Source organism: Rhodoligotrophos defluvii, from assembly GCF_005281615.1.
GTDB classification, from domain to species: Bacteria; Pseudomonadota; Alphaproteobacteria; order Rhizobiales; family Im1; genus Rhodoligotrophos; species Rhodoligotrophos defluvii.
Window position 1 is genome coordinate 371285 of the sequence record NZ_SZZM01000001.1, and the last position, 24535, is coordinate 395819.

General features: G+C 64.2%; 21 protein-coding genes and 1 pseudogene. 15 read left to right on the forward strand and 7 right to left on the reverse strand.

Going from position 1 to position 24535, the window contains the following annotated elements:
• The first annotated feature begins 86 nt into the window (after positions 1 to 86).
• The 5 genes from E4P09_RS01680 (at position 87) to E4P09_RS01700 (ending at position 5607) form a co-directional block, all read left to right on the forward strand.
• Positions 87 to 1163, forward strand: a complete 1077-nt coding sequence (locus E4P09_RS01680; RefSeq protein ID WP_428977694.1) for an ABC transporter substrate-binding protein — start codon at positions 87 to 89, stop codon at positions 1161 to 1163.
• 82 nt (positions 1164 to 1245) lie between these two features.
• Positions 1246 to 2118: an ABC transporter permease gene (locus tag E4P09_RS01685; protein WP_137389196.1), complete on the forward strand. Its 873-nt coding sequence runs from the start codon at positions 1246 to 1248 to the stop codon at positions 2116 to 2118.
• Positions 2115 to 2903: an ABC transporter permease gene (locus E4P09_RS01690; protein ID WP_137387858.1), complete on the forward strand. Its 789-nt coding sequence runs from the start codon at positions 2115 to 2117 to the stop codon at positions 2901 to 2903. Before E4P09_RS01685 ends, E4P09_RS01690 begins: the two co-directional genes overlap by 4 nt.
• A gap of 15 nt (positions 2904 to 2918) precedes the next feature.
• A complete protein-coding gene (locus tag E4P09_RS01695; protein WP_137387859.1) occupies positions 2919 to 3983 on the forward strand; it encodes an ABC transporter ATP-binding protein in 1065 nt (354 codons plus the stop codon).
• 157 nt (positions 3984 to 4140) lie between these two features.
• Positions 4141 to 5607, forward strand: a complete 1467-nt coding sequence (locus tag E4P09_RS01700) for a TrkH family potassium uptake protein (RefSeq protein ID WP_205041990.1) — start codon at positions 4141 to 4143, stop codon at positions 5605 to 5607.
• 29 nt (positions 5608 to 5636) lie between these two features.
• Here E4P09_RS01700 and E4P09_RS01705 read toward each other — a convergent pair whose 3' ends face one another.
• Positions 5637 to 6266: a TetR/AcrR family transcriptional regulator gene (locus E4P09_RS01705; protein WP_137387861.1), complete on the reverse strand. Its 630-nt coding sequence runs from the start codon at positions 6264 to 6266 to the stop codon at positions 5637 to 5639.
• Between the two features lie 228 nt (positions 6267 to 6494).
• Between E4P09_RS01705 and E4P09_RS01710 the strand changes: the two genes are divergently transcribed.
• A complete protein-coding gene (locus tag E4P09_RS01710) occupies positions 6495 to 7448 on the forward strand; it encodes a homocysteine S-methyltransferase family protein (protein ID WP_137387862.1) in 954 nt (317 codons plus the stop codon).
• A 64-nt stretch (positions 7449 to 7512) separates the two neighbouring features.
• Here E4P09_RS01710 and E4P09_RS01715 read toward each other — a convergent pair whose 3' ends face one another.
• The 4 genes and pseudogenes from E4P09_RS01715 to E4P09_RS01730 form a co-directional block, all read right to left on the reverse strand.
• Positions 7513 to 8802: a GNAT family N-acetyltransferase gene (locus E4P09_RS01715; RefSeq protein ID WP_137387863.1), complete on the reverse strand. Its 1290-nt coding sequence runs from the start codon at positions 8800 to 8802 to the stop codon at positions 7513 to 7515.
• A complete protein-coding gene (locus tag E4P09_RS01720) occupies positions 8783 to 10195 on the reverse strand; it encodes an oligosaccharide flippase family protein (protein ID WP_170984180.1) in 1413 nt (470 codons plus the stop codon). Before E4P09_RS01720 ends, E4P09_RS01715 begins: the two co-directional genes overlap by 20 nt.
• Before the next feature lie 333 nt (positions 10196 to 10528).
• Positions 10529 to 11269: an SDR family oxidoreductase gene (locus E4P09_RS01725; RefSeq protein WP_137387865.1), complete on the reverse strand. Its 741-nt coding sequence runs from the start codon at positions 11267 to 11269 to the stop codon at positions 10529 to 10531.
• Between the two features lie 47 nt (positions 11270 to 11316).
• A pseudogene (locus E4P09_RS01730) lies at positions 11317 to 11466 on the reverse strand (phosphohydrolase); the annotation flags it as partial.
• 324 nt (positions 11467 to 11790) lie between these two features.
• Between E4P09_RS01730 and E4P09_RS01735 the strand changes: the two are divergent.
• The 8 genes from E4P09_RS01735 to E4P09_RS01770 all read left to right on the forward strand — a co-directional run bounded on the left by E4P09_RS01735 (position 11791) and on the right by E4P09_RS01770 (position 21664).
• Entirely contained in the window at positions 11791 to 13191 is a 1401-nt protein-coding gene (locus E4P09_RS01735) for an NAD(P)/FAD-dependent oxidoreductase (RefSeq protein ID WP_170984181.1), read from the forward strand.
• A 20-nt stretch (positions 13192 to 13211) separates the two neighbouring features.
• The gene (locus E4P09_RS01740; protein WP_170984182.1) at positions 13212 to 14747 is read left to right on the forward strand and encodes an ABC transporter substrate-binding protein; all 1536 of its coding nucleotides are present in this window, start codon (positions 13212 to 13214) and stop codon (positions 14745 to 14747) included.
• An 88-nt stretch (positions 14748 to 14835) separates the two neighbouring features.
• Positions 14836 to 15786 carry an ABC transporter permease gene (locus tag E4P09_RS01745; protein WP_137387868.1) on the forward strand — a complete coding sequence of 317 codons (951 nt, stop codon included), beginning with the start codon at positions 14836 to 14838 and terminating at the stop codon, positions 15784 to 15786.
• 4 nt (positions 15787 to 15790) lie between these two features.
• The gene (locus E4P09_RS01750; protein ID WP_137387869.1) at positions 15791 to 16690 is read left to right on the forward strand and encodes an ABC transporter permease; all 900 of its coding nucleotides are present in this window, start codon (positions 15791 to 15793) and stop codon (positions 16688 to 16690) included.
• Positions 16687 to 18348 carry a dipeptide ABC transporter ATP-binding protein gene (locus tag E4P09_RS01755; RefSeq protein ID WP_137387870.1) on the forward strand — a complete coding sequence of 554 codons (1662 nt, stop codon included), beginning with the start codon at positions 16687 to 16689 and terminating at the stop codon, positions 18346 to 18348. The genes E4P09_RS01750 and E4P09_RS01755 overlap by 4 nt, the downstream gene beginning before the upstream one ends.
• A complete protein-coding gene (locus E4P09_RS01760) occupies positions 18348 to 18659 on the forward strand; it encodes a N,N-dimethylformamidase alpha subunit family protein (protein WP_137387871.1) in 312 nt (103 codons plus the stop codon). The genes E4P09_RS01755 and E4P09_RS01760 overlap by 1 nt, the downstream gene beginning before the upstream one ends.
• A complete protein-coding gene (locus E4P09_RS01765) occupies positions 18656 to 20890 on the forward strand; it encodes a N,N-dimethylformamidase beta subunit family domain-containing protein (protein WP_137387872.1) in 2235 nt (744 codons plus the stop codon). Before E4P09_RS01760 ends, E4P09_RS01765 begins: the two co-directional genes overlap by 4 nt.
• Positions 20891 to 20962: 72 nt before the next feature.
• Entirely contained in the window at positions 20963 to 21664 is a 702-nt protein-coding gene (locus tag E4P09_RS01770; protein ID WP_137387873.1) for a GntR family transcriptional regulator, read from the forward strand.
• Positions 21665 to 21675: 11 nt separating this feature from the next.
• On the opposite strand, the gene E4P09_RS01775 is transcribed toward E4P09_RS01770, so the two are convergent.
• Together E4P09_RS01775 and E4P09_RS01780 are read right to left on the reverse strand one after the other, a co-directional pair.
• A complete protein-coding gene (locus tag E4P09_RS01775; RefSeq protein ID WP_170984183.1) occupies positions 21676 to 22038 on the reverse strand; it encodes an AraC family ligand binding domain-containing protein in 363 nt (120 codons plus the stop codon).
• A 111-nt stretch (positions 22039 to 22149) separates the two neighbouring features.
• Positions 22150 to 23580, reverse strand: coding sequence for an NAD(P)/FAD-dependent oxidoreductase (locus tag E4P09_RS01780; RefSeq protein WP_137387875.1), 1431 nt, complete (start codon positions 23578 to 23580; stop codon positions 22150 to 22152).
• A gap of 181 nt (positions 23581 to 23761) precedes the next feature.
• Between E4P09_RS01780 and E4P09_RS01785 the strand changes: the two genes are divergently transcribed.
• Positions 23762 to 24520 (forward strand): GntR family transcriptional regulator, encoded by a 759-nt coding sequence (locus E4P09_RS01785; RefSeq protein ID WP_170984184.1) that lies wholly within the window; start codon positions 23762 to 23764, stop codon positions 24518 to 24520.
• Positions 24521 to 24535 lie beyond the last annotated feature (15 nt).

Genomic DNA, 24535 nt, shown 5'->3' on the forward strand with positions numbered 1-24535 from the left:
CCATGGGGTAAGAATGCCTAATGAACTGGCGTCAACTGGGGTTCTCAGAAATGAAATCCGCTTCATACTGCCTCGTGTCAGCCCTGATGATGGGCGGCGCGCTCGTCCTGCATGCCGGATCCGGCACGGCCTACGCCCAATCCGAAGAATTGATCGCCGCGGCCAAGGCCGAGGGGCAGCTGACCACCATCGCCCTGCCCCATGACTGGTGCGGCTATGGCGCGCTGCTCGAAGGGTTCAAGCAGAAATACGGGATCCAGATCAACGAGCTCAACCCGGATGCCGGGTCCGGCGACGAGATCGAGGCGATCAAGGCGAACAAGGGCAATACCGGCCCGCAGGCGCCGGATGTGATCGACGTGGGCCTCTCCTTCGGCCCCTCGGCCAAGGCGGAAGGCCTGATCCAGCCTTACAAGGTGGCCACCTGGGACACGATCCCTGACGACGCCAAGGATCCGGAGGGCTACTGGTATGGCGATTATTACGGCGTGCTCGCCTTCGAGGTGAACGCGGACATCGTTGCTGATCCGCCGGCCGACTGGCCGGACCTGCTCAAGCCGGAATATGCGAATGCGGTGGCGCTGGCGGGCGATCCGCGCTCGTCCAATCAAGCGATCCAGGCTGTCTATGCAGCCGGGCTCGCCGCCGGCAAAACCGATCCCGTCGAAATTGCCGAGGCGGGCCTGAAGTTCTTCGCCGACCTCAACAAGTCCGGCAATTTCGTGCCGGTGATCGGCAAAGCCGCATCGCTCGCGCAAGGCTCGACGCCGATCATCATCCGCTGGGACTACAACGCGCTGGCCGATCGCGACACGCTGAACGGCAATCCGGAGGTGAAGGTCATCGTCCCCAAATCCGGCGTGGTGGCCGGCGTCTATGTCCAGGCGATCAGCGCCTATGCGCCGCATCCGAACGCAGCCAAGCTGTGGATGGAATATCTCTATTCGGACGAAGGACAGCTCGGTTACCTCAAGGGCTATTGCCACCCGATCCGCTTCAACGACCTGGTGGAAAAGGGCAAGGTTCCCCAGGAGCTGCTCGATCGCCTGCCGCCGGCCGAAGCTTACAAGAAAGCCGTTTTCCCGAGCCTGGAGGCGCAGAATACCGCGAGCCCGATCATTACCCAGACCTGGGACAGCGTGGTGGGCGCGAACGTCCAGTAGCCAGCTTTGACGGGGCGTGGCGTCACGTTCGCCCCGCCCTTTCGGCGCCACAATGACAGAACGGGCTCAACTCGCCGCTTCGATGATTGCCGGTGCCGGCCAAGCAAAGCGGCCTCTGCCGCTGGCCTGGATCGGTCTCATCCCGTTCTTCGCCTTCGCCGTCCTGTTCATGCTGCTGCCGGCGGCCTATCTGGTGATTGGCAGCTTTCAGGACACGGCGGGGAATTTCACCCTCGACAATCTCGCGCGGCTGTTTCAGCCCAATATTCTCAGCGCCTACTGGATCAGCATCCGCATCAGCGCCGCATCCGCCATGCTCGGCGCGCTGCTGGGGTTCTTTCTGGCCTATGCCGCCGTGCTCGGCGGCCTGCCTGCCTGGATCCGACCGACCTTGATGACGTTCTCAGGCGTCGCTTCCAACTTCGCCGGCATTCCCCTGGCCTTCGCCTTCCTCGCCACCCTCGGCCGCACCGGGCTGGTGACCTGGCTCCTTGCCACCTATTTCGGCTTCAATCTCTATGCCGCCGGCTTCAACCTGCTGAGCTTCTGGGGGCTCACCCTCACCTATCTCTATTTCCAGATCCCGCTCATGGTGCTGATCCTCACCCCCGCGCTCGACGGGCTGAAGAGGGAATGGCGGGAGGCCTCCGAGATCCTCGGCGCCTCGCGCTGGCAGTATTGGCGTCATGTGGCGCTGCCGGTGCTATGGCCCAGCATCCTTGGCACGACCCTGCTGCTATTTGCCAATTCCTTCGGCGCCGTGGCCACGGCTTACGCGCTCACCGGCTCGTCGCTCAACATTGTCACCATCCTGCTTTACGCGCAGATCCGCGGCGATGTCCTGCATGACCCGCATCTCGGTTATGCGCTGGCCTTGGGCATGATCGTGATCACCGGGCTGTCCAACGGGGTCTATCTCTGGCTGCGCGCTCGCAGCGAAAGGTGGCTCAGATGAAGGGATCGCGCTTCGGCTCCTGGCTCGCCTTCGCCATCGGCACGCTTTATTTCCTGGTGCCGCTGATCTCGACGCTTGAATTCTCCATGCGCATGCGGCGCGGCGAATATTCCTTCGAGGCCTACCGGGTGGTGCTGCAGGACCCGCGCTTCCAGCAGAGCTTCCTCTATTCCACCACCCTGGCACTCGCCACCATCGCCATCGGCGTGCTGCTGGTGCTGCCCACCGCCTATATCATCCGGCTGCGGCTGCCGAAGCTCCGGCCGATCGTCGAGTTCATCACCTTGCTGCCGCTGGTGGTGCCGGCGATCGTCATCGTGTTCGGCTATCTCCGCATCTATAATTCCTCATCCTGGCTGCCGTTCACCGCGAGTGCATGGGCCACGGACCTGCTCCTGACTTTCGGCTACGTGACGCTGTCCCTTCCCTATATGTACCGGGCGGTCGACTCGGGCCTGCGGGCGATCGACGTGCGCACCCTGACGGAGGCGGCGGAAAGCCTCGGCGCTGGCTGGCCCACCATTCTGTTCAAGGTGATCCTGCCCAACGTGCGCAGCGGCATCCTCTCGGGCGCGTTCCTGACCTTCGCCATCGTCATCGGCGAGTTCGTGTTCGCGAGTTTGCTCAACCGCCCCGCCTTCGGGCCCTATCTGCAACTCGTCGGCGCCAACCGGGCCTATGAACCGGCGGCGCTCGCCATCATCGCCTTCCTGGTGACCTGGGCCTGCATGGGCCTCATCCAGGTATTCGGGCGCGGCCCCCGCAGCGCCCGCCCAAGTCTCTAGTCCAAGGACCGGTGCATGGCGTTTCTCGAACTGGAAAACCTGAGCAAGTCCTTCGGCGGCAATGTGGGCGTGCATCAGGTCAACCTCGCCATCGCGCGCGGTGAGTTCGTCTCGTTCCTTGGACCTTCGGGCTGCGGCAAGACCACGACCTTGCGCATGATCGCAGGCTTCGAGCCGCCAAGCATGGGAGCAATCCGCATCGACGGCAGGGACGTGACCGGTCTGCGCCCCAATCAGCGCAATATCGGCATGGTCTTCCAGTCCTATGCGCTGTTTCCCAACATGACCGTGGCCGAGAATGTCGGCTTCGGGCTCAAGGTCGCACGCAAGCCGGCGAGCGAGATCGCCGCGCGGGTCGCCGAGATGCTGCAACTGATCGGCCTGCCGGAGCACGGCGATCGCTATCCCTATCAGCTGTCCGGAGGCCAGCAACAGCGGGTGGCGCTGGCCCGGGCACTTGCGCCAAAGCCGAGCGTCCTGCTGCTGGACGAGCCACTTTCCGCGCTGGATGCCAAGATCCGCATCTCTCTGCGCGAGGAGATCCGGCGGGTGCAGCGGCAGCTCGGCATCACCACCATCTACGTGACCCATGACCAGGAAGAGGCGCTCTCCATGTCGGACCGCATCGTGGTCATGAACGAAGGCCGCATCGAGCAGCTCGGCACACCTTTCGAGATCTACAACTATCCCCGCACACGCTTCGTCGCCTCTTTCGTGGGCACGCTCAACCTGCTGCACGCCAAGGTTGTCGACCCGGCGAGCGGACGGATGGAGGTCGACGGCCAAGGCTTGAACCTGGCCGGGCATCTGAACGGCGCAAAGGCAGGCGACCGCGTCACCTTCGCCCTTCGCCCGGAGGCGATTTCCCTGCGCGCGGAGCAGCCGGACATTCCTCTGCTGTCGGGCACGGTCGAGGACGTGAGCTTCCTGGGTTCCATTGTGCGCATGCGGGTGCGCTTCGGCGAGAATGCCGTATCGCTCGACACCTTCAACACCCCAAGCGAGCAGCCGCCGGCGCCGGGCGCGCGCGTCACGATCAGCTTCGCAGCCCAGGATCTGCGGCTTCTTGACCACAGCTGACCCGCATCTGTTCAAGATGCGTTGACGCGGACAGGCGATTCATTGAAGCGTGACCCACGTCGTCAGGCGATCCGCCTCCGTGGGCCCCTAGTATGTGATGCCGTCCGAATCATCCTCCACATCGGCACCCCGGACCGTTGTCCGAACGCCCGTTTCCGTGCGGCGGCTCAACACGCTCGATCCGCGCCGCATCATCCTGGTGGTCGGCGTGATGCTGATCGGGCTCGCGCTGTTCATGCTGCCGCCCATGGTCACCGATCTCGCTGCCGGCCATGACGACTGGCAGACCTTTGCGCTTTCGGCCCTGATCACCGGCTTTTTCGGCCTGATGCTCACGCTCGTGAGCGATTGGCAGGGCACGGAAAGCATCTCGCGGCGGGACGGGTTCGTGATCACCGCCGTCACCTGGCTCGCAGTCTCGATTTTCGGCGCGGTGCCATTCGTGCTGCTGGATCAGGACATCTCGCTTGCCGACAGCTGGTTCGAGAGTGTTTCCGGCCTGACGACCACTGGCTCTTCCGTTCTTGTGGGCCTCGACAACATGCCACCGGGCGTGCTCCTGTGGCGCTCGATCCTGAACTGGCTCGGCGGTGTGGGTATCGTCGTCATGGCCATCATCATGCTGCCGTTCCTGCGGGTGGGCGGCATGCAGCTGTTCCATACGGAAAGCTCGGACCGTTCGGACAAGATCGTGCCGCGCGCTGGGCAGCTGGTCCGCTATATCGCAGTTTGCTATGGGCTTCTGACACTTTCCTGCCTGGTCAGCTATGTCATATCGGGCATGACGCTGTTCGACGCGGTGAACCACGCGATGACCACGGTGGCCACCGGCGGCTTCTCCACTCACGACGCATCGTTCGCCTTCTTTCCAAATCGATCGACCATCTGGGTGAGCACGGTGTTCATGTTCCTCGGGAGCCTGCCCATCGTGATCTATATCCGCATGTTGCGAGGCGGCAGCTGGGCCTTTTGGAACGACGTCCAGGTGCGCGGCTTTGCCCTGATCGTCGCCACCTTCGTAGTCGGTCTCTCGATCTGGCGCTATTTATCCACAGACCTCAGCCTTCTCGCCGTTCTCACCGAGGTGTCGTTCAACGTGGTCTCCATCATTTCGACCACGGGTTTCGCCTATGGCGACTACACCGCCTGGGGGCCGCCCGCTGTGGGCGCCTTCTTCATGCTGACCTTCCTGGGCGGTTGCACGGGCTCGACCAGCGGCGGCATCAAGATCTTCCGAATCCAGATCATGTGGCTGACGGTGCGTGGCTACCTCGTCGGCCTCATCAGTCCGCACCGGGTCCACAAGACCCTTTATGATGGCCGTGCTATCGGCGAGGACGTGCCCATCGCGGTGCTCGCCTTCGTGTCAGTGCTGTTCGCATCATTCATGCTGTTCACACTGGCCCTGATGGCATTGGGCATCGATTTCGTCACCAGCGTCACTGGGGCGGCCACCGCGCTCACCAATGTGGGGCCGGGACTTGGGCCGGTCATCGGCCCGGTGGGCAATTTCTCGAGCCTGCCGGAGACAGCCAAGGTGCTGCTCGCCTTTGCCATGCTGCTGGGGCGCCTCGAATTCTTCACCCTGCTCGTGATGCTCGACCCGAACCTCTGGCGGAGGTAAGCAGGGCCGAGGCCGGATGGGCCGCAAGGCTAGTGAATGCTGCTGCGGGTAGGGTCGGAGAAGATCAGCTTGACGAAGGTGCGGAAGGCCAGCACCTGACGCTCGAGACGACGGGGATCGTTCAGGGCCTTCGCCATGATGATGGCGCCATCCACGACACAGGAGAGCATGTCGGCCACATCGCGCAGGTCGACGGGCTCGCGCGGCGGGTGCACGGCCGCGATCTCCTCGAGAATGGCCGTGAACCGCGCGTTCCAAGCCTCCACGGAGCGGGCGTTGAGATCCCGCACTTCCCGGTCGAACAAGCGTTCCTGATAGCAGATGCTGGCAATCAGGCAGCCGGGATGGCCGCTTGGCAAATCGGCCATCACCTCGGCCAGCAGCTTGAGGCCAATGAGGAAAGCCTGCAGCGGGTCATCGGACAGCTGGCGGCCGCGGCTGAAGATCTCGTCGAACAGCTGGTCATTGGTGGCCACGTAACGCTTCAGCATCTCGCGGGCGAGCTCGTTCTTGTCCTTGAAGTGATAGAAGAAGCCGCTCTTGGTGATGCCTGCCTCGGCGATGATCTCGTCGATCGAGGTTGCACCGAAGCCCTTGGCCAGCACCGACGCCTCTGCAATCTGCAGGATCCGTTCGCGTGTATCCGTTCCCTTCCGCATCACACACCCCGAGATGACTGCACCAACGGTACAGTTTTCACCAAGAGCGCGCGTGCCCAAGTGTGGGCGGCGACCGCAGCGCCCGGTCTAACCCGCTGGGGGTCAACGAATTTCTGAAACCGGATACCTCCTGTACCGGGAGAAGTCTAGTTGCTGAATGCGGATTGAGGCAAATACCTGAACCCGAACGGCGCACCAGACGCGCCAACGTCATCCTCGGAGGTAGCGATGCCCAAATATCGAACTGATCTGCCGCAGCTGAAGGGCGGCACGTTTCTCAGCGACGGCGGGATCGAGACGACCCTGATCTTCCATCACGGCCTGGACCTGCCGCACTTTGCCTCTTTCGTCTTGCTGAACACGCCAGAGGGGCGACGGCATCTTACGGACTATTACGAGCAGTATCTGCGCGTGGCACGCGACCGAGGCGTGGGCTTCATTCTCGACAGCGCCACCTGGCGCGCCAATCCCGATTGGGGAACGAAGCTCGGGTATGGCCGCGAGGCGTTGAGCACGATCAATGCGGCATCCATCGCGCTGCTCCAGGATCTCCGCAAGCGCTGGGAGACGCCCGCAACCCCTTGCGTGATCAGCGGCGCGATCGGGCCCCGCGGCGACGGCTACAAGGCGGGACGAATGGATGCCGCGGAAGCAGAGGACTACCACGCCGAGCAGATCGAGACATTCGCCAAGACCGAGGCGGACATGGTGAGCGCCTACACCCTCAACAATGTTCACGAGGCCATCGGCGTCGCCCGCGCGGCGGAAGCGCATAAGATGCCCTGCGCCATCGCGTTCACGGTCGAGACCGATGGGAAGCTGGTCACCGGCCTGTCGCTGCGAGAGGCCATCGAGAAGGTGGACCACGCGACGGGCGCATATCCCGCCTATTATCTGATCAACTGCGCCCATCCCGCCCATTTCGACCACATCCTGAAGGCGGGCGAGCCTTGGTTGCAGCGCATCTTCGGCATCAAGGCCAATGCCTCGACGAAGAGCCACGCAGAGCTGGACGAATCGGAAACCTTGGACGCGGGCGACCCTCAAGATCTCGCAAGGCGCTATGACGCGCTCCGGCACAGGCTTCCTTCCCTGCGGATCCTAGGGGGCTGCTGCGGCACTGATCACAGGCACGTGGCGGCGATCTGCGATGGATGGCTGCCGCACAGGCTGAGCGCCTGAGCGCGGTCGAGCTGCCGGGCCTTCGCGCGAATGCGAAGCCCGGGGCCGTGCCGGCTGGCGCGGCTCACCCCGTCTTGCGGCAATCCCGGCTGCGTGCCGCGCGGGCGCGCCGCCGGTGCACGCTCCTGAGGAGCTGGCCCGTCCGGCTGCGCAAGCCCCGATAGGCCTGAACAAGCGCCGTTGCCGGGGCTACCAAACCGTTCGCCTGGCGCGACGTCGCGATGAGCAGATCGGCGACAGGACGCCGGGCAGGCCACAGCTCATTCATGAGGCTCTTGCTGCCATCGGTGCAGGCGTCGATCCAGCTGATGCTCGGATCGCGAAGCGCCGCACGGGTGCCTTCGATTTCCACCAGCACCCCCGGAGATAGATTGGCGAGGCGATCGTCATAGGCGGTCTTGAACGCCCACACCCTTCCGCCGCGACGGTAATTGACCGTCATGGCAACCGGCCGCCCATCCAGCTCGAGGCTATAGACCAGCGCATTGCCCCGTTCCGCGCTCGCGGTGGAGACCGCCTCAAAGAACATCCGCTCTCCGGGATCACAGGCCAGGGCGGTGGCCGTTCCGTGCAGCCCCTTCCAACCGGTGGCTTCGAGGGTCAGGAAATCGTGGCACCATGCGGCCGCATCATGCGGCCCATCGAAGATCCGGAACTTGACCGTGCCCAGCTCCTCCAGTCTGCGCCAGCAGCGGCGCCACTCGCGCAACCGCTTCTTCGAGAGCGTCGCGGACAAAAAGGCATCCGCGCATGGCACATCGGCGGCAAGCAGCGGCCGCTCGACCTGCTGAATGGTTCGATGAGCTAGCCCCTCGCTGCGCAGAAAGCCAAACAGCTGGTCAGAGAATCGGGTATCAAGCGCAAGGGACGGCCAATGCAGGAGCTTCACGCTGCTGCCGGCCAAGCTATCGAGCAGGGCTGCAAGGAATTGCGCCTCACAGCCCGTCCTTACCAACGGGGTCGTGTCGAAACAATGCCGATGCAGCCATACCGCGCTCACGAAGCCAAGCGGAAACGGCCCCGAAGCGACGGGCGCAAGCGGTAGCACACCGAGCGGATGCTCCGCGCTGCCGACCAGCATGACGTGGGCATCATCTCCACTGAAATTGGCAATGGCAGGTCGGAGCGCCCAAGGCTCGAAGAACGGGTTGCTCTCGGAGGCGAGCGCGACGAGGTCGTCCCAGATGGGGCGAAGGTCTGGCTCAGCGGCCGGCGCAAGCGCCGCGACCGCTGACCGATGCGGCCGCCGCCGCCACCTTCCCGTCGTCAACAGTGGCGCAAGGACCTCGAATGCATGCGATGCGCTCAGGGCTTCCAGCATGGCCTTCCCCAGTTCAGATCCGACCTTCGCCATGGCGGCCTCGGCCCAGAAGACCGCATGATACTGCAGGTCGCGTTGTTCTTGATATCAGCGATGGCGCGATGAACGGCACAATGCCCAGCCGGCGCCACACCTGACAGGCCAGCCAGAATTGGACGAGGATCATGGCTGACGCGGTGGCGATCGCCGCCCCTATAAGGCCGAGTATCGGAATGAGCACGAGATTGGCGGCAATATTGAATGCACCCGCGGCGATATAGGCGGGCATGCACGCCCGCTCATGGCCGGTCAGATTGAGCATGTATTCGACGGGTCCGGTCGCGGCGCGGAACAGGTGCGCGAGAACCAGGATTGCAAGCGCGGCATAGGCCGAGGTGAACTCCGGCGAGAACAGGGCCAGGATCCACGGACCGGCAACGACGAGGAGACCGGCGCCGACGAGCGATGGCACGAAGATGAGGGCGGTGCTGGCGCTCACCAGCCTCTGCAGCGCCTCCCGCCCTGACCCAAAATGGGTCTGGGCGATTTTTGGCACAGCGATGGCCGCGACGGCAAAGAACAGGAACCCGAGAAGGCCCGCGGTGCGCAGGGCCGCGACGTAGGCCGCGACCGCCTGCGGCTCCGCGAGAGCACCGAGCAGTAGAATATCGGTGTTCTCGAGCATCGCCCTGAAGGCTTCCATCACCAGCAGCGGCAGGGAAATGGCCATCCAGTAGCGCGTGTGGTGGCGGGCTTTCACCGCGCGCAGGCGTCCGGCCAGATTGATGTGGATCGAAGTGATCTGCCAGCCGAGACACAGCACCGACCCGACCAGCATCGCCGCCATGGCGATGGCGGCATCGGGCCTGATGCCGGACATTGCGACGGCGCCGGTGCCCAAGAGCATGAGCAGTGGCTGCAGGACGTAGGGCGGACCGTAGGCCAGGGTCTGCCAGCCGAAGGCGCGGGCCATGCCCTCGTGCAGGTCCATCAAGGCGAAGATCGGGACACAGCAAAGGGAAATGATGATCGGCACGCGGTAAGGCGCTGAAATCTCAGCGCCGATCGTCAGCACGATCAGCAAGCCGAGGGCGGCACCTGCGAAGCTCGCCAGCGTCACGATGAGGCGCAGACGCGTGACGACGCCCTTGAGGCGTTCCGTAAAGCGACGCTCCTGGTATTCCGGAATGAACCGCAGGAGCGCGGCATTGGTGCCGAGCGGCAGCAGCAGGCCGAGCACGGTGGCCCAGGACAGAGCGTAGCTGTAGATCCCGAACTCGGCGGCGCCCATCCATCTGATCAGCACGATCATCCCGAGATAGGCAAGGGCCGCGCCGACCACCCGAATGAGCAGAACGAGCAGCGCGCCGCCCACCAGCGCGTGCTGGTCCAAGGACAGCCTGATCCCAAGCTGCTCGACGAGAGCGGTTATGCGGTTCGGACTCACGCCAGGGGTGTTCCACGAGAATATCGAGCACCGTTCACATGGCCCGCTCAGCAAATTGCGGGCCATCCCACGCCTTGCTCCGGCGATGGCCTAAGCCGAGCAGCAAGCTCACGCGATGCGGGGGCAAGCAATCCAGGTACAGCGCCGATCCATCTCGCCGCGAAAGCATCGAGGATGCAAGCTTGCGCTGCCCGTCCCCCGCCGGGGTGGGGACAGGCGAGGTTCACTTTGAGACAAGCTCTGCACCCTGAGCCGAGAGCCCGCAAGGGACTGTCAGAAACCCGCACGCGTGTCGGTTTGAGCCACGGGCCGACGGGATCGGCATCCCGCCGACTATATGATGCCGCCGTTGGCGCGCAGCACCTGCCCGTTGATCCAGGCACCGTCTGGCCCGGCGAGAAAGGCGACAGCCGCGGCGATGTCCTGCGGTGTCCCGAGCCGCTCGAGCGGCGTGATCTTAGCGATTTGCTCGACCGCCTCCGGTGTCTTGCCGTCGAGGAAGAGCGCCGTCGCCGTTGGCCCGGGCGCGACGGCGTTCACGGTGATGTTGCGGCCGCGCAGCTCTTTTGCGAGGACGTGGGTCATCGCTTCGATGCCGGCCTTGGTGGCTGCGTAGATGCCGTAGGTCGGCTGATAGAGCCCAACCACGCTCGAAGAGAAACTGATGATCCGGCCGCCGCTGCGCAATCTTCTTGCTGCCTCGCGCATGCCGTTGAAGACGCCCTTGAGATTGACCTGAACCTGGCGATCGAACAGCGCATCCGTGGCTTCTGCCACCGGCGCGAGCTGCATGATCCCCGCATTGTTGACCAGCACGTCCACACCACCAAACGCGGCCTCGGCAGTGTCGAACATGCGAGCGACCGCGACGGGATCGCTCACGTCCGCCAGTACGGTGCTTGCCCTGCCGCCGGCCTTCCGGATCTTGGCGGCAACATCTTCGGCTGACCCCGCGCTGCCGGCGTAGTTGACGACAACGCGGAAACCGTCCTGCGCGAGCCGTTCGGCAATGGCAGCGCCGATGCCTCGGGAAGCGCCCGTGACGATCGCAACTTTGCCGCTGGTTTCAGGCATTGGTCCGCTCCTTCTCCTTCGCGACGGGGAAGCCCCGCCATGTCCTATCAATTCGGCCAGGCCGAGCCGAGGATGATCGCGCAGAAATTCATCCTCTGATAGCTCGGATCCTTCAGCGCCAGCACGTCGGCCTTGACGTTGCCGAAGGTGGTCAAGGGCTTCTTGATAACGCCTTGCACGAAATGATCGATGATGCCCGCGCGCGAATGCCAGCAATGGTCTCGGAGATAGGCGAATGCTCCGGATGCCCATGGCGCACGTCTTTGCGCCGGAGATCGGCGCCTTTGGCACACCGCAGCGCGGTGCGGCGCGGATGGAGGGCGGTCACGGCAGGCCTGCTGATCACGCTTGGCATCCGAATTGCGCTTGAAGGCCGGACGGAATCCTTAAGCTCGAGTCGGGTTGATGATGCTCGCCAGAGCCCTTGTCAGCCCCTGAGAACTGTGTAACTGTGATCTCATATCACAGAATAACACGGCGGGAGGGAAGCGTTTGGGATGGGGGATGCAGCGGACAGCTACATGAGAAGAGCCCGACGGCGGTTCGGGAACGAGGCTGTGGCCTTGGAGCGACCCCAGCGCCGGGCGCACTCCGCTGGGCGCATCTTCTCGCCCGGGTTTCGGGCCGAGCCGTATTGGTGGGATGCCGCACCGCTTCGCCGTGAGGAGATACAGCAGCCGCTTCCGCAGTCTGCCGAGATCGTGATCGTCGGCTCCGGCTTCACCGGTCTTTCGGCAGCGCTGACGCTTGCGCGCGCAGGCCGAGACGTCGTCATTCTCGACCAGGACAGCATCGGCGCCGGCGCAAGCACGCGCAATTTCGGCATGCTCGGGCGCCAGTACAAATATGACCTCCTCACCCTCATCAGCCGGTTCGGGATCGAGCGGGCCAAGACGCTCTACGCCGCGTGCAACGAGGCATTCGCCTTCGTTAACGCCCTGATCGAGCGGGAAGGGATCGACTGTTTTCACGCCCCATCAGGACGGTTCGTGGCCGCAAACACACCGGCCCATTTCGATGCTCTGGAAAAGGAGCTGGCGGCGCGGCGAGAGTTGTTCGGACACCAGTTCCATATGGTGAGACGTGCCGAGCAGGGCGAGGAGCTCGGCACAGCGCAATTCGTCGGCGGCGCGGTGATACCGGAGCACCGGATGGTGCATCCGGGCCTGTTTCATAGAGGACTGAGCGAGCGCGTCGCTAGGGCCGGCGCGTCCTTCCACGCGCAAACCCGGGTGGTCGGCATCGAGCGCCAAGGCGCCGGTTGGTTGGTGCAGACGGACCGAGGCCCGATCGCCGCGCGGGAGCTCATCGTCGCCACCAATGGCTATACCGGCAGCGCCACGCCTTGGCTGCGTCGGCGCATCGTACCGATCCGCGCCTATATGATCGCGACCGAGCCGCTCGATCCTGCGCTGCTCGCCAGTGTTCTGCCCAGCCGGCGCGGCTTTCACGACTGCGCGCGCGACATGCAATATGCCCGCATTTCCCCCGACGGCACGCGCCTGCTGTTCGGCGCCATGACGGGCGAGCAACATGACGACCTGACTGATGTCGCCGCTGCCCTGCACCGGAGAATGCTGGCGCTGTTTCCGCAGCTGGGCCCCGTTCGCCTCAGCCATGTCTGGACAGGACAGTGCGGCGGCACGTTCGACTTCTTCCCCCATCGTGGACAGCATGAAGGCATGCACTACGCGCTCGGCTATTGCTTCGGTGCCGGCATGCCGTTCGGCACTTATCTCGGCGACGCGGTCGCACGGGGCATTCTCGGGGAGGAGGCCGTAACGGCGCTCGACTTCCCGACCATGCCGACAAATCCGCTGTATTGGGGCAGGCCCTGGTTCCTGCCCTTCTACCTGCGCTTCCAGAAGTGGCTCGACTGGAGGGACGGCGCGCGTGTCGTTCGCCGCGCGGGAGCCGCATGAAGACAAGGGAGGGAAATGGCATGCGGAATGAACGAAAAATACGGGCGCTGCTTCTCGGCGCCGTGATCTTCGGCCTGGGTCCGGTGGCCGCTGGTGCACAGGATTGCGTGAAGGTCATCGGCACGGAGCCCGGAGTCCCCAATCTCACGATGGATCCCGCGTTCGTGAACCTGGCGGACGACAGCTATCAGCAGAATGCGGTCTATAACAGGCTGGTCAATCTCGACTCGAGCTTCCAGCCGATTCCGGAGCTGGCAAAGTCGTGGAACGTCTCGGAGGACGGCCTCACCTGGACCTTCGAGCTCGAGGAGGGCGTAACCTTCCACGACGGCCGCCCGATGACGGCAAAGGACGTGGTCTACTCCTTCCGCCGTCTGCTGGATCCGAAGGTGGGCTCGCCGGCTGCAGCGGTGCTCAACTTCCTCGATGCCGATGGCATCACCGCCATCGACGACCACACCGTGGCGTTCAAGACGCCCACCGTGGTGGCCGACTTGCCGACCGTGCTGGCGATCAAATACGGCTTGGTCGTGCCGGAGGGCTCGACCAGCGAAGAGCTGAAGCTCAAGGCGGTCGGCACCGGACCGTTCGTTCAGGATGTCTACTCGCCGACCGAGACGCGCCGTGTCTTCCAGCGCAACAACAACTACTGGCGCAAGGGGCTGCCGAAGGCGCAGTGCCTGGAACTGAGCGTCGTCACGGAGGAGGTCTCGCGCATCGCGGCGATCCGTTCCGGCGCGGCCGACCTGATCCTGAGCGCCGGGGCAGCCGCGGCCGGCGTGCTTGCCAATGATCCGACGCTCAAGCTGGAGAAGTCCGCGCCCGGCACCTATCTCACCCTGTCCATGTGGACCGACACGCCGCCATTCAACGACGTGCGGGTGCGGCAGGCTCTCAAGAAGGTGGTCGACCGTCAATTGCTGGTCGACACGATCATCCTGGGCAATGGCGTGGCTGGAAACGACAATCCGGTGCCACCGACGAGCCCGCTGGCCTACACCTCCGAGATCAAGCCTCAGGATATCGCGGGCGCAAAGAAGCTGCTGGCCGAGGCTGGCCATCCGAACGGGCTCACTATCGAGCTCAATACGGGCGAGGGCTATCCGGGAATGGTCGCGCTGGCGCAGGCCTTCCAGCAGATGGCAGCCCAGGCCGGCATCACGGTGAACGTGATCAACAATCCGGCCGATTCCTATTGGGACGTGATCTGGATGAAGAAGCCGTTCTTCACGTCCAATTGGTCGGGTCGCCCGCCGGCCGAAGGCCTGCCCTACACCTTCACCTCCGACGCGAAATACAACGAGGCGAAGTGGAACAATCCCGAATTCGACCGGCTGTTGAAGGAGGCACGGTCGGAGACCGACGTGGAGAAGCGCAATGCGCTCTACAAGGAAGCGCAGAAGCTCCTCTCGGACGATGGCGGGGTGATCATTCCCTATTTCGTGAGCGACGTGGCGGTCATGCGCGCCGACTGCGAAGGCTATGTGCCGCATCCGCAGGTGCCGATCCTCAATTACGAGAACTTCGTCTGCAAAGGCAAGGAAGCCGCGCAGTAGAGCTGAACGCGACGGGCCGGTCCGGATGGTCATTCATCCCCCGGCCCGGCATCCCTGCGCTGGCATGAACGGATTTTCCGGCTGAACGATGAACGCTGCCCTCACACTCATTCTGCATCGGCTGGTTTATTCGCTGGGCACGCTCGCCCTGGTATCGGTGATCATCTTTGCCGCGGTGGAGGTGCTGCCCGGCGATATCCCGAGCCGCATCCTGGGCCGGGAGGCACCGCTCGAAGCGCGCGAGAAGCTGCGCGTCGAGCTGGGTCTGAACCGGCCGGCGGTCGAGCGCTACTTCGACTGGGCGGCAGGCGCCCTGAGGGGGGATTTCGGAACCTCGATCTCGGCGCGGCGGCCCGTTGCCGACATGGTATGGGCCCGCCTCAGCAATACCTTGGCGCTCGCCGGGCTGGCTCTACTCATCTATATCCCGCTGTCGATCATCCCGGCGCTGGTCCAGGCGCTCTATGCGAACAAGCTGCCCGACCGGATCATTTCAACTCTGACGGTCCTCGTCCTGTCGACGCCCGAATTCCTGCTGGCCACCCTGCTGCTGTTCGGGCTTGCCGTTGCCCTGCCACTGTTCCCGCCGCTCGCGCAGGTTTCAGCGGCGACCGGGCCGCTCGATTTCATCCGCATCATCACGCTGCCCGCGCTGTCGCTCGCCATCCTGCTTGCCGTCTATGGCACCCGCCTGTTGCGTGAAAGCCTGATCGAGCTTCTCGATTCCGACTTCATCCGCATGGCGGAGCTCAAGGGCCTGCCGCGCCGGCGCATCATCCTGCGGCATGCGCTGCCCAACGCGCTGATCCCCTGGCTCAACGCCACGGCCATCAATTTCGCCTTCATGATCGGCGGCGTCGTCGTGGTGGAGCGGGTGTTCATCTTTCCAGGCTTCGGCTCTCTGCTGGTCGACGCGCTTCAGCTGCGCGACATCCCATTGATCGAGGCGTCCGTGCTGATCGCGGCCTTCATTTTCATTGCGGTCAATCTGCTCGCGGATATCGGCGCGATCCTGCTCAATCCCAAGCTGAGGACCTGAAGCCATGGTGGTCCAGCCTCTGCCGAAAGGAAGGGAAAGCCGCATATCGAGCCTGTTCTGGTCGGCTCCGAGCAGCTTCCGCATCGGCGCCGTTATCCTTGCCATCCAGATTCTCCTGGCGGTGCTCGGGCCCTGGATCGCTCCCTTCGCACAACAGCAGATGATGACAGGCCGCCCCGTGCAGGGCCCTGATCTGCTGCACTGGTTCGGCACCGACCAACTCGGGCGCGATGTGTTCAGCCGCACGCTTCACGGCGGTTGGATCGTGATCGTGCTCTCCGCCAGCGGTACCATTCTTGGCGTGGCCCTCGGCTCGGTCATCGGGCTGACCTGCGGCTACGTTCGCGGATGGCTGGACGAGATCGTGATGCGGCTGGTCGAAGCGGTGCTGAGCATCCCGTTCCTCGTGCTTGCCCTGCTTGCGGTCTCCATGGCCGGCCCGGAGCTTTCCGGCTCGCCTCTCCTGGTGGTGCTGGTGGTCGCGCTCATCTACACGCCGCGCATCGCACGCATGGCACGCGCAGCAGCGCTCGACATTGTCACGCGGGACTATGTCACCGCGGCGCGGCTTCGCGGCGAGCCGACCTACTCGGTCGTGGTCCGCGAAATGCTGCCCAATGCCATGGGCGTGCTTCTCGTGGAGTTCGCCGTGCGCGCGGGCTATGCGCCGGTGCTGATCGGCACCCTCGGTTTCCTGGGCTTCGGCATGCGGCCGCCAACCCCTGAATGGGGGCTGATGATCAGCGAATATCGCAACCTGCTGACCGTTCAGCCCATGGCGGTATTCGGCCCGGGCCTGATGTTGGCGAGCCTGGTGATCGGACTGAACTTTTTCACCGAGGGCTTGGCTCGCGTGCTCGGCCGCTCGCCGATGCGGGGCTCGCCCCTGCGGGGTGCCGCATGAGCAAGGCTTGTATCGAGGTCACGGGGCTGACGCTGGACTACCGCACACCGGTCGGGTGGCAGCGGGCGGTCAATGATGTCAGCTTCGACGTGCGCCGGGGCGAAGTGCTCGGCCTTGTGGGCGAGAGCGGTTCTGGCAAGAGCACGGTCGCCTACCAGCTTCTCGGCTACCGACCGCCCAACGCGCGCCTGCGGTCAGGCCGCGTGCTCTTCGAGGGAACGGATATCGCCTCCCTCCCATTGGCCGAGCTGCAGAAGCTGCGGGGCAACCGCATCAGTTTCGTCCCGCAGAACCCCACCACTGCGCTCAATCCGGCGATGACAGTCGGCGACCAGATAGCGGAAGTCCTCAGAGCCCACAAGCGCCTGGATCGTCAGGGCATCGATGCCCGTTTCGTGCAACTCATGGCGCAGGTCGGGCTCGGCGCCATCGGGGATATTGCCCGTCGCTTTCCGCATCGCCTGTCGGGCGGGCAGCAGCAGCGGGTCGCGATTGCCATGGCACTCGCCTGCGAGCCCGAGCTGGTGGTGCTGGACGAGCCGACGACAGGGCTCGACGTGACGGTGCAACAGCAGATCGTGGAGCTCCTGCGCAGCCTGCGGTCCAGCCGCGGCGTGTCGATGCTCTATGTGACCCATGACCTGCCGCTATTGCGCCAAATCGCGGACCGGGTCGGGGTCATGTATCGCGGCGAGCTGGTCGAGATCGGGCAGACCGAGCAGATCTTCACCCGCCCGCGCAACCCATACGCACGCACGCTGATCAAAGCGGTGCCGCTGTTTCAGCCGGCGCCGGTCCGGCCGGTTGAGCTGGGCCAGACGCAGCAGCCACTGCTTGCGGCGGACAAGCTCTGCATCGGTTATGGCGGCCGTCGTGGTCTCTTCGGCATCGGCCAGGCGCAGGGCACCACCGTGGTGCACGATGTCTCGCTTTCGATCGGCATGGACGAGACCTTTGCGCTGATCGGTGAGTCCGGTAGCGGCAAGTCCACCATCGCCCGCGCGCTCTGCGGATTGGTGGCGCCCCTTTCGGGAACCATCCTTTATCGGGAAAAACCGCTGGCGCCCACCATTGGCGAGCGCACCGCCGATCAACGGCGAGAGATCCAGTATATCTTCCAGAACCCGGACGCATCCCTCAATCCGCGCATGCGGGTCGGCGAAATTCTCGCGAGGCCGCTCGACGTGTTCTTCGGAGAGAGGGGCCGGCAAGTGCGGGCTAAACTGGAAAAGGCGCTGGAGGATGTCCGGCTGGACCCGGCCTATCTCAGCCGTTTTCCCCATGAACTGTCCGGCGGCGAGCGCCAGCGTGTCGCCATCGCGCGGGCGCTGATCGCGCGGCCCTCTCTGCTCCTCTGCGACGAGGTGCTCTCGGCGCTCGACGTCTCGGTGCAGGCCCGCGTGCTGGAGCTGCTCAAGGAGTTGCGCGCGCGGACAGGCGTCTCGATGCTGTTCATCTCCCATGACCTCGGGGTCGTGCGCTCGCTGGCCGACCATGTGGGCGTGCTCTATCAGGGCCGGCTGGTCGAGGTCGGTCCAACGGAGAAAATCTACACGAGCCCGGAACACCCCTATACGCGCCGCCTGCTGGCTGCCGCCGTCGGCACCCTCGGCGCATCAGCAGGTGCGGCGGCGGTTCGTCTCAACGAGGCAATGTGATGGCCTACCCGATCGAACCTGACCCGGCTCTGGCCGCCGAGTTCAAGAAGACGCCGCTCGGCCACCACAGCCCGGCACTGCAGCGGCTGCTCAGGATCTTCCGTACCCTGCCCGTGGCCGGCAAGCACGCGCTGCTGCGGGTGGACCACCAGCGCCGCTGGGTCCTGGTGCAGTTCAACGGCCGCAAGGGCGAGCCGCTGACCATTCACCGCGATCACGTCTTCACCGATTGGAACGAGGCGGAGTGGGCCGTGTTCAAGCTGCGCTGGAAGGCCTATTTCGGCAGCGACGTTCCGGAGGCGCTGCGATGACACGCGTGCTTGCCGGCTATACCGACCGCATCAGCGTCTGTCCTGGGGAGACGATCGCCTTCAAGGTGTCGGCGGAGGATGGCGCATCCAGCTATCGGGCCTCGCTGGTGCGGCTCCATTGCCTGGATTCCCACCGGGACGGGCCCGGCCTTCAGGAAGAGGTTGTTCCATGCGCCTTCGATGGCGTCCATCCGGCCCGCCATCAGCCCATTCACATAGGGTCCTGCGCGGTCGTCGATGGTGGGCCCGCCGTTGCCCGCCTGCGCAGCTTCTCCATCGCAGCAATGATCTGGCCGACGCTCCGAAAAGACGAGGACCAGGTGATTGCCTCGGCGTCAGGGGGCGAGGGTGGGTTCGCGCTCGCCCTCGATCCAGGAGGCCGGCTCACCCTTTCCTTCTCCAACGGCAGCAGGTTGACGCTGAAGCAGCCGCTCCTGTTGCGCGAATGGGTTTTGGTGGCGGCGAGCTATGATGAGCAAAGCGGTCTCGCTGCATTGCACGCCACGCCGGCCAACACGCATGCGGGCTATTTCCCTCCGGAGCACCTTTCGGGCGTGGTGGAGGCTGGCCTGGCGACCGGCGGGGAAGGGACCCTGGTCCTTGCGGCCGGGCGTGATAGCCAGCAGCGGTTCGTGCATCACTTCAATGGCAAGATCGACAGTCCGCGGCTCACGGACAGCGCGCTACCGGTCGAGGCGCTGCGGCGGATTGTTGCTGATCCGTTTGATCCTGAACGCTCGGCCCATGTGATCGGTGCCTGGGACTTCGCGCAGGAGATGGGTCGCGAGACCATCGTCGATCTTTCGCCGAATCGCCTGGACGGTCGCCTCGTCAACATGCCGACGCGCGCCATGAAGGGCTGGAACTGGTCGGGGCGCTGGCAGGACTGGAAGCACGCGCCGCAGGAGTATGGCGCCATTCACTTCCATGATGACGACCTGTCCGACTGCCGCTGGGAGACGGATTTCACCTTCACGATCCCTGCGGATCTGCCAAGCGGTTTCTATGCCGCGAAGCTCGAAAGCACGGGCGATCCGGAGCATGTGGTGTTCTTCGTGCGCGCACCGCGGGGCAGGCCCGGCGCCAAGGCGGCATTCCTCGCCTCGACCGCAACCTACATGGCCTATGGCAACTACCGGGTCATGAACCGCAGCAATCTCTACGAGATGTATCTGGGCCAGCTGCCGGAACTGGTCGAGAGCGACCTCTTTCTCAACGCGCGGCCGCAATACGGGGACTCTCTCTACGCCACCCATAATGACGGCAGCGGGATCTCGATCGCGACGCGGCTGAGGCCGATCGTCAATATGCGTCCGAACACCACCCTGTCGGCCTTCAACGACGACGGCTGGATCCTGGGCTGGTTCAAGGCGCTGGGGCTGGAAGTCGACATCATCACCGACGAGGACCTGCACAATGAGGGGCTGGCGCTGCTTTCGGACTACCGTCTGGTGATCACCGGCAATCATCCCGAATATGTCTCGACGCGGATGTGGGATGCGTTCCAGGCTTTCCTCGACCGGGGAGGGCGGCTCATGTATCTGGGCGGCAACGGCTTCTACTGGCGGATCGCTTATCACAGCGAAGTGCCGGGCGTGCTGGAGCTGCGCCGGACGGAGGATGGGCCGCGCCCCTGGGAGGCGGAGCCTGGCGAATACACCATGAGCTTCAACGGCGAGTATGGCGGGCTGTGGCGGCGCGCCGGCCGGCCCCCGAACGGGCTGATCGGGGTCGGCTTTACGGCATCGGGCTTCGATATTTCTTCCTATTACCGCCGCACGCCCGAAAGCGCCGATCCACGGGTCCGCTTCATCTTCGAGGGGGTGGAGGATGAGATCATCGGCAATTTCGGTCTGGCGGGGGGCGCTGCCGCGGGCCAGGAGATCGACCGCTACGACCGATCTCTGGGCTCACCGCCCCACGCGCTGGTGGTTGCGCGCTCGGAGGACCATACGGAGGAAATGATGGTGGCCAAGGAAGACATGCCGGCCACCAACTACATCATCGGCGGCACCGAAAATCCGCTCGTCCACGCGGATATGACTTTTTTCGAGACGCCAAATGGCGGTGCGGTCTTCTCCACCGGCTCGATCACCTGGGCCGCGAGCCTGCCCTATAATGGCTTCGACAACAACGTGTCGCGGGTCACCGCCAACGTGTTCCGGCGTTTCGTTGATCCGGCGCCGTTTGTTCTCCCCCGGAGGGAGGCCGTTGAAGCCCAGGCGCCATGATCGGATCTTGAAGCCCGGCCGATTCTACCGGAAAAGGGCCCTGGCCTCTCGCGAGGCGGAAAGGAAGCAACAGTGTCGGCACGAATTCGCGAGGAGCTCGCTCGGCTGGACCTCCGCCAACCGGAGCGGGTCACGCTGAATGACCGCGTCTACAGCGAGCTGCGGCGGCTGATCATTTCCGGACGGCTGCGCCCGGGGCAAAGCATTTCGATCCGCGCGCTGGCGAATGTCATCAATGTCAGCCCGATGCCCGTGCGCAGCGCCTTGCAGCGTCTCGTGACGGAAGGTGCGCTTGATGTTCAGCCAAACCGTGCCTTCGCGCTTCCCGTGCTGACGCCGGAGGATTTCCGCGAGATTGCCGACGTGCGCGCGACCGTAGAGGGGTTTGCGGCGGAGCGCGCGGTCCCCAACCTGGGGGAGGAGGATGTCGCGTTCCTCCGCGAAATCAACCGGCAGATGTTCGAGGCCGGAAATGCCGGCCAGGAAAACTATCTCGAGCTCAACCGGCAATTCCATTTCCACATTTACAACGCCAGCAAAATGCCGCGTCTTCTGCGCTTCATCGAGACTCTGTGGCTGCAGATCGGTCCTCTGCTCAACCTGGTCGCCGCGCGCGAGGATATCCCCATCGGGCTGCAAGCACACCACGCGATGGTCGCCGCCGTAGCGGCCAAGGACGCGGCCGCGGCCAGAGCAGCGGTCGAGCGCGACATCCTGGACGCCGCGAAGGTGATCGTCGCGGGTTTGGGCCGAGGTGATTTCGCGACCCGCTGACGGTCGAGGGTTCACGGCTCGACGGTCCCCTGCCTTGCCGCCCAGTCGACCGGGTAGAGCGCGTAGAAATAGGCGGCGCGCCCTTTGGCTATGTATTTGAGATGGGTGCCAGACGGCAGCCAGACGATATCGCCGGTATTGCACTCATGCTGGCCGTCGTCGAAGGCGATCGTCAGCGGACCTTCCAGAATGAAGAGGATCTCATCATAGGTGACGGTCCAGTCGATGGTGGTGTTTTCGAGATATTCGATGCCGCCGCCCATGTGCTCGCTTATGGAGCGGTCGATGACGCGGGCGATGGAGGTGGTGCCGGTTGGCGTCACGGCTGGCTTGAGCTGCATCTGCGCACGCTTGAAGACCTTCGCCTTGGACATGGCCGTTGCTCCTAACCTTTTGCTTTTTCCGAATCGCGAAACTGCCCTGAAGTTATTGCTTGGTCGCATTTTCTTCACGCGAACCGGTACCCACTTCGCTCGAAAATGCTCCTACTGTGCCTGGATGTTGGCTTTCGATGGCGTCACGCCCGAGGGCGCGAGCTTGGCAAGCCAGGTGGTGATCGGGTCTGGCTTGCGGCCGTCGTGCTCCAGCTGGTCGCGCCGGCGCACCGCCCCGCGCACGAAATGCGCGCCGATGAAGCGGAACGGCTCCGGCGGGAAGCCGCGGGTGACCGGGCGCACCAGCGCGCAGCCGGCCCAGTGGTTCTCAAGGCCAAGGGCGAGCGAGGCGAGGACGTGCCCGCCCATATAGGTCATGCCGATGCCGTTGCCGGAAAAGCCGTAACCGTAGAGAATGTCGGGATTTCCGGGCAGGTGGCCGAAAAGCGGGAGGCCGCTGGCGGTCCGGTCGATGGGGCCGCTCCAGGCACTTGCGAGCGTGAAGTCGGCAAGCGCTGGATGACCATCCCGCAGGGCCCGGCGCATGTCGTCCACGCGCGAGGAGGGCTGATCGAAACGGCGGTCGACGATACCGCCGAAACCGATATTGCCGCCGGTAACGCCGACATTGAGGCGGCCGTCGCGGGTCACCCGGTAACCCGCCACGAACACTCGGGAGTCGATCATCAGCGGCCCGCGCGAATAGCCCACGCTCGCGAGCTTTTCCGGCATCGGGGTCGAAACCGCATCATCACTGGCGATGTTGAAAATCGCCGGGGCAAGCTCCGGCACCGCGCCCGACCACGCATTCATGGCAAGGATCAGCTTTCCCGTGCGCACACGTCCGTGCGCAGTTTCCACAACGAGCTGACCACTCCGGCTGAAGCGCCTCATGGCCGATTTTTCATGGATGCGGATGCGTCGGTTCAAGGCAACCTGCCGCAGGCCGCGCGCCAGAAATCCCGGGTGAATGGTCGCTGCGGTTTCATCAAGCACGCCCGCGAGATGGCGGGTCGAGCCCGTGAGGGCTGCGATCTCCTCCCGTGTCACCGGCCGTGCCGGCGCGTAGTCATGACGCGCCAGCCTGTTTAGGGCGTCGTCCCAAGCGCCGCGCTGTGCCGGGCAGGTCGCGCCCCAGATCCAGCCGACGCGATCGAACCAGCAATCGATGCCGTTTTCACGGCAAAAGCTCTCGATGCCGTCGACCGCCTCCCGCGACAGCTTTACGAGACGCAATGCTTCTTCCTCGCCCCGCAGAGACGCGAGCGCGCTGAACTTCGCCCAAGCTGAAAGCAGCATCCCGGAGTTCCGGCCGCTGGGCCCCCCGCCGCAAATGTCTCTTTCCAAGAGGACGATGTCGAGTTCGGGCCTCTGCTCCTTAAGGCGGATCGCCGTCCAAAGGCCGAGATAGCCGCCACCCACGATACAGACATCCGCCCGCTGCTCGCCATCCAGGGCTGGCGCGAGATCGGGGCGCTCAGCTAATGCCTGTTGCAGCCAGTGGCTGCGCCAGACGATGTCTTGCTCGGGCAGTGTGTCCATCGTATCCGTCGGCTCCTATTTGATCAAATTCAAACCAAAAAATCTCTTGGCATGCAACGAGAAATAACGATAGTACATATCTATGGGGCCATATTTGATCCGAACTGGGAATCTGAGGTGCAAGCCACCGCTGTTTCTCGGATTGCGTGGTGGGAAGCGAGTTGATCAAAAAAGGGAGCGAATGCGCTCAGGTGTCGAGATGGTGCTGAACACCGACCATGGTCATCCACGTGAGCGGCTCAACGGCACCGCCCATAGCCGGATCTACGCGGCACTCAAGCAGGCGCTGATGAATGGCGACTTCGTTCCGGGGCAACGGCTCGTCGTCCGTGCCATTGCGGAGCGGTTCGAGACCAGCGCGATGCCCGTGCGTGAGGCCTTCCGGCAGCTGGTGAGCGATGAAGCCCTCTTCGATCATCCCAATAGGGGCGTCATCGTACCGGAAGCCACCGTCGAAATCATCGCGGACATCGCTCGTGTCCGCTGTTCCATCGAGGGCGCCGCGGCGGAGTGGGCTGCGTCCACGATTACCGCCCAAGAGCTTGCTGCCATCGAAGCCATCAACGAGCGGATGGGCGACTGCACTGTGCGAGGCGACACCGCCGACTACCTCGCGCTCAACCGCACGTTCCACTTTGCCATCTATGCGGCGTCCCGCTCGGCCACCCTGTTGCCGATCATCGAGCGCCTGTGGCTGCGTGCCGGCCCCTGGCTCAACATCATGCGCAACGAGGCGACCCTAGGCCTTGGGCTGGACCACCACCTGGAGGTTCTCGAAGCCTTGCGCAGAGGCGATGGGCGTGCCGCCCGGAGAGCCATCGCCGCCGACATTTCCGATGCAGCCGACATCATTCTGCGTGCGGCCGGCGGCGCGCATCAGGGGCAGATCGATACCGTTCGGCGCGTCGGCAGGCCTGGAAGGCGCCGAAAGGTCGTCTAAGGATTGAACCGGGGA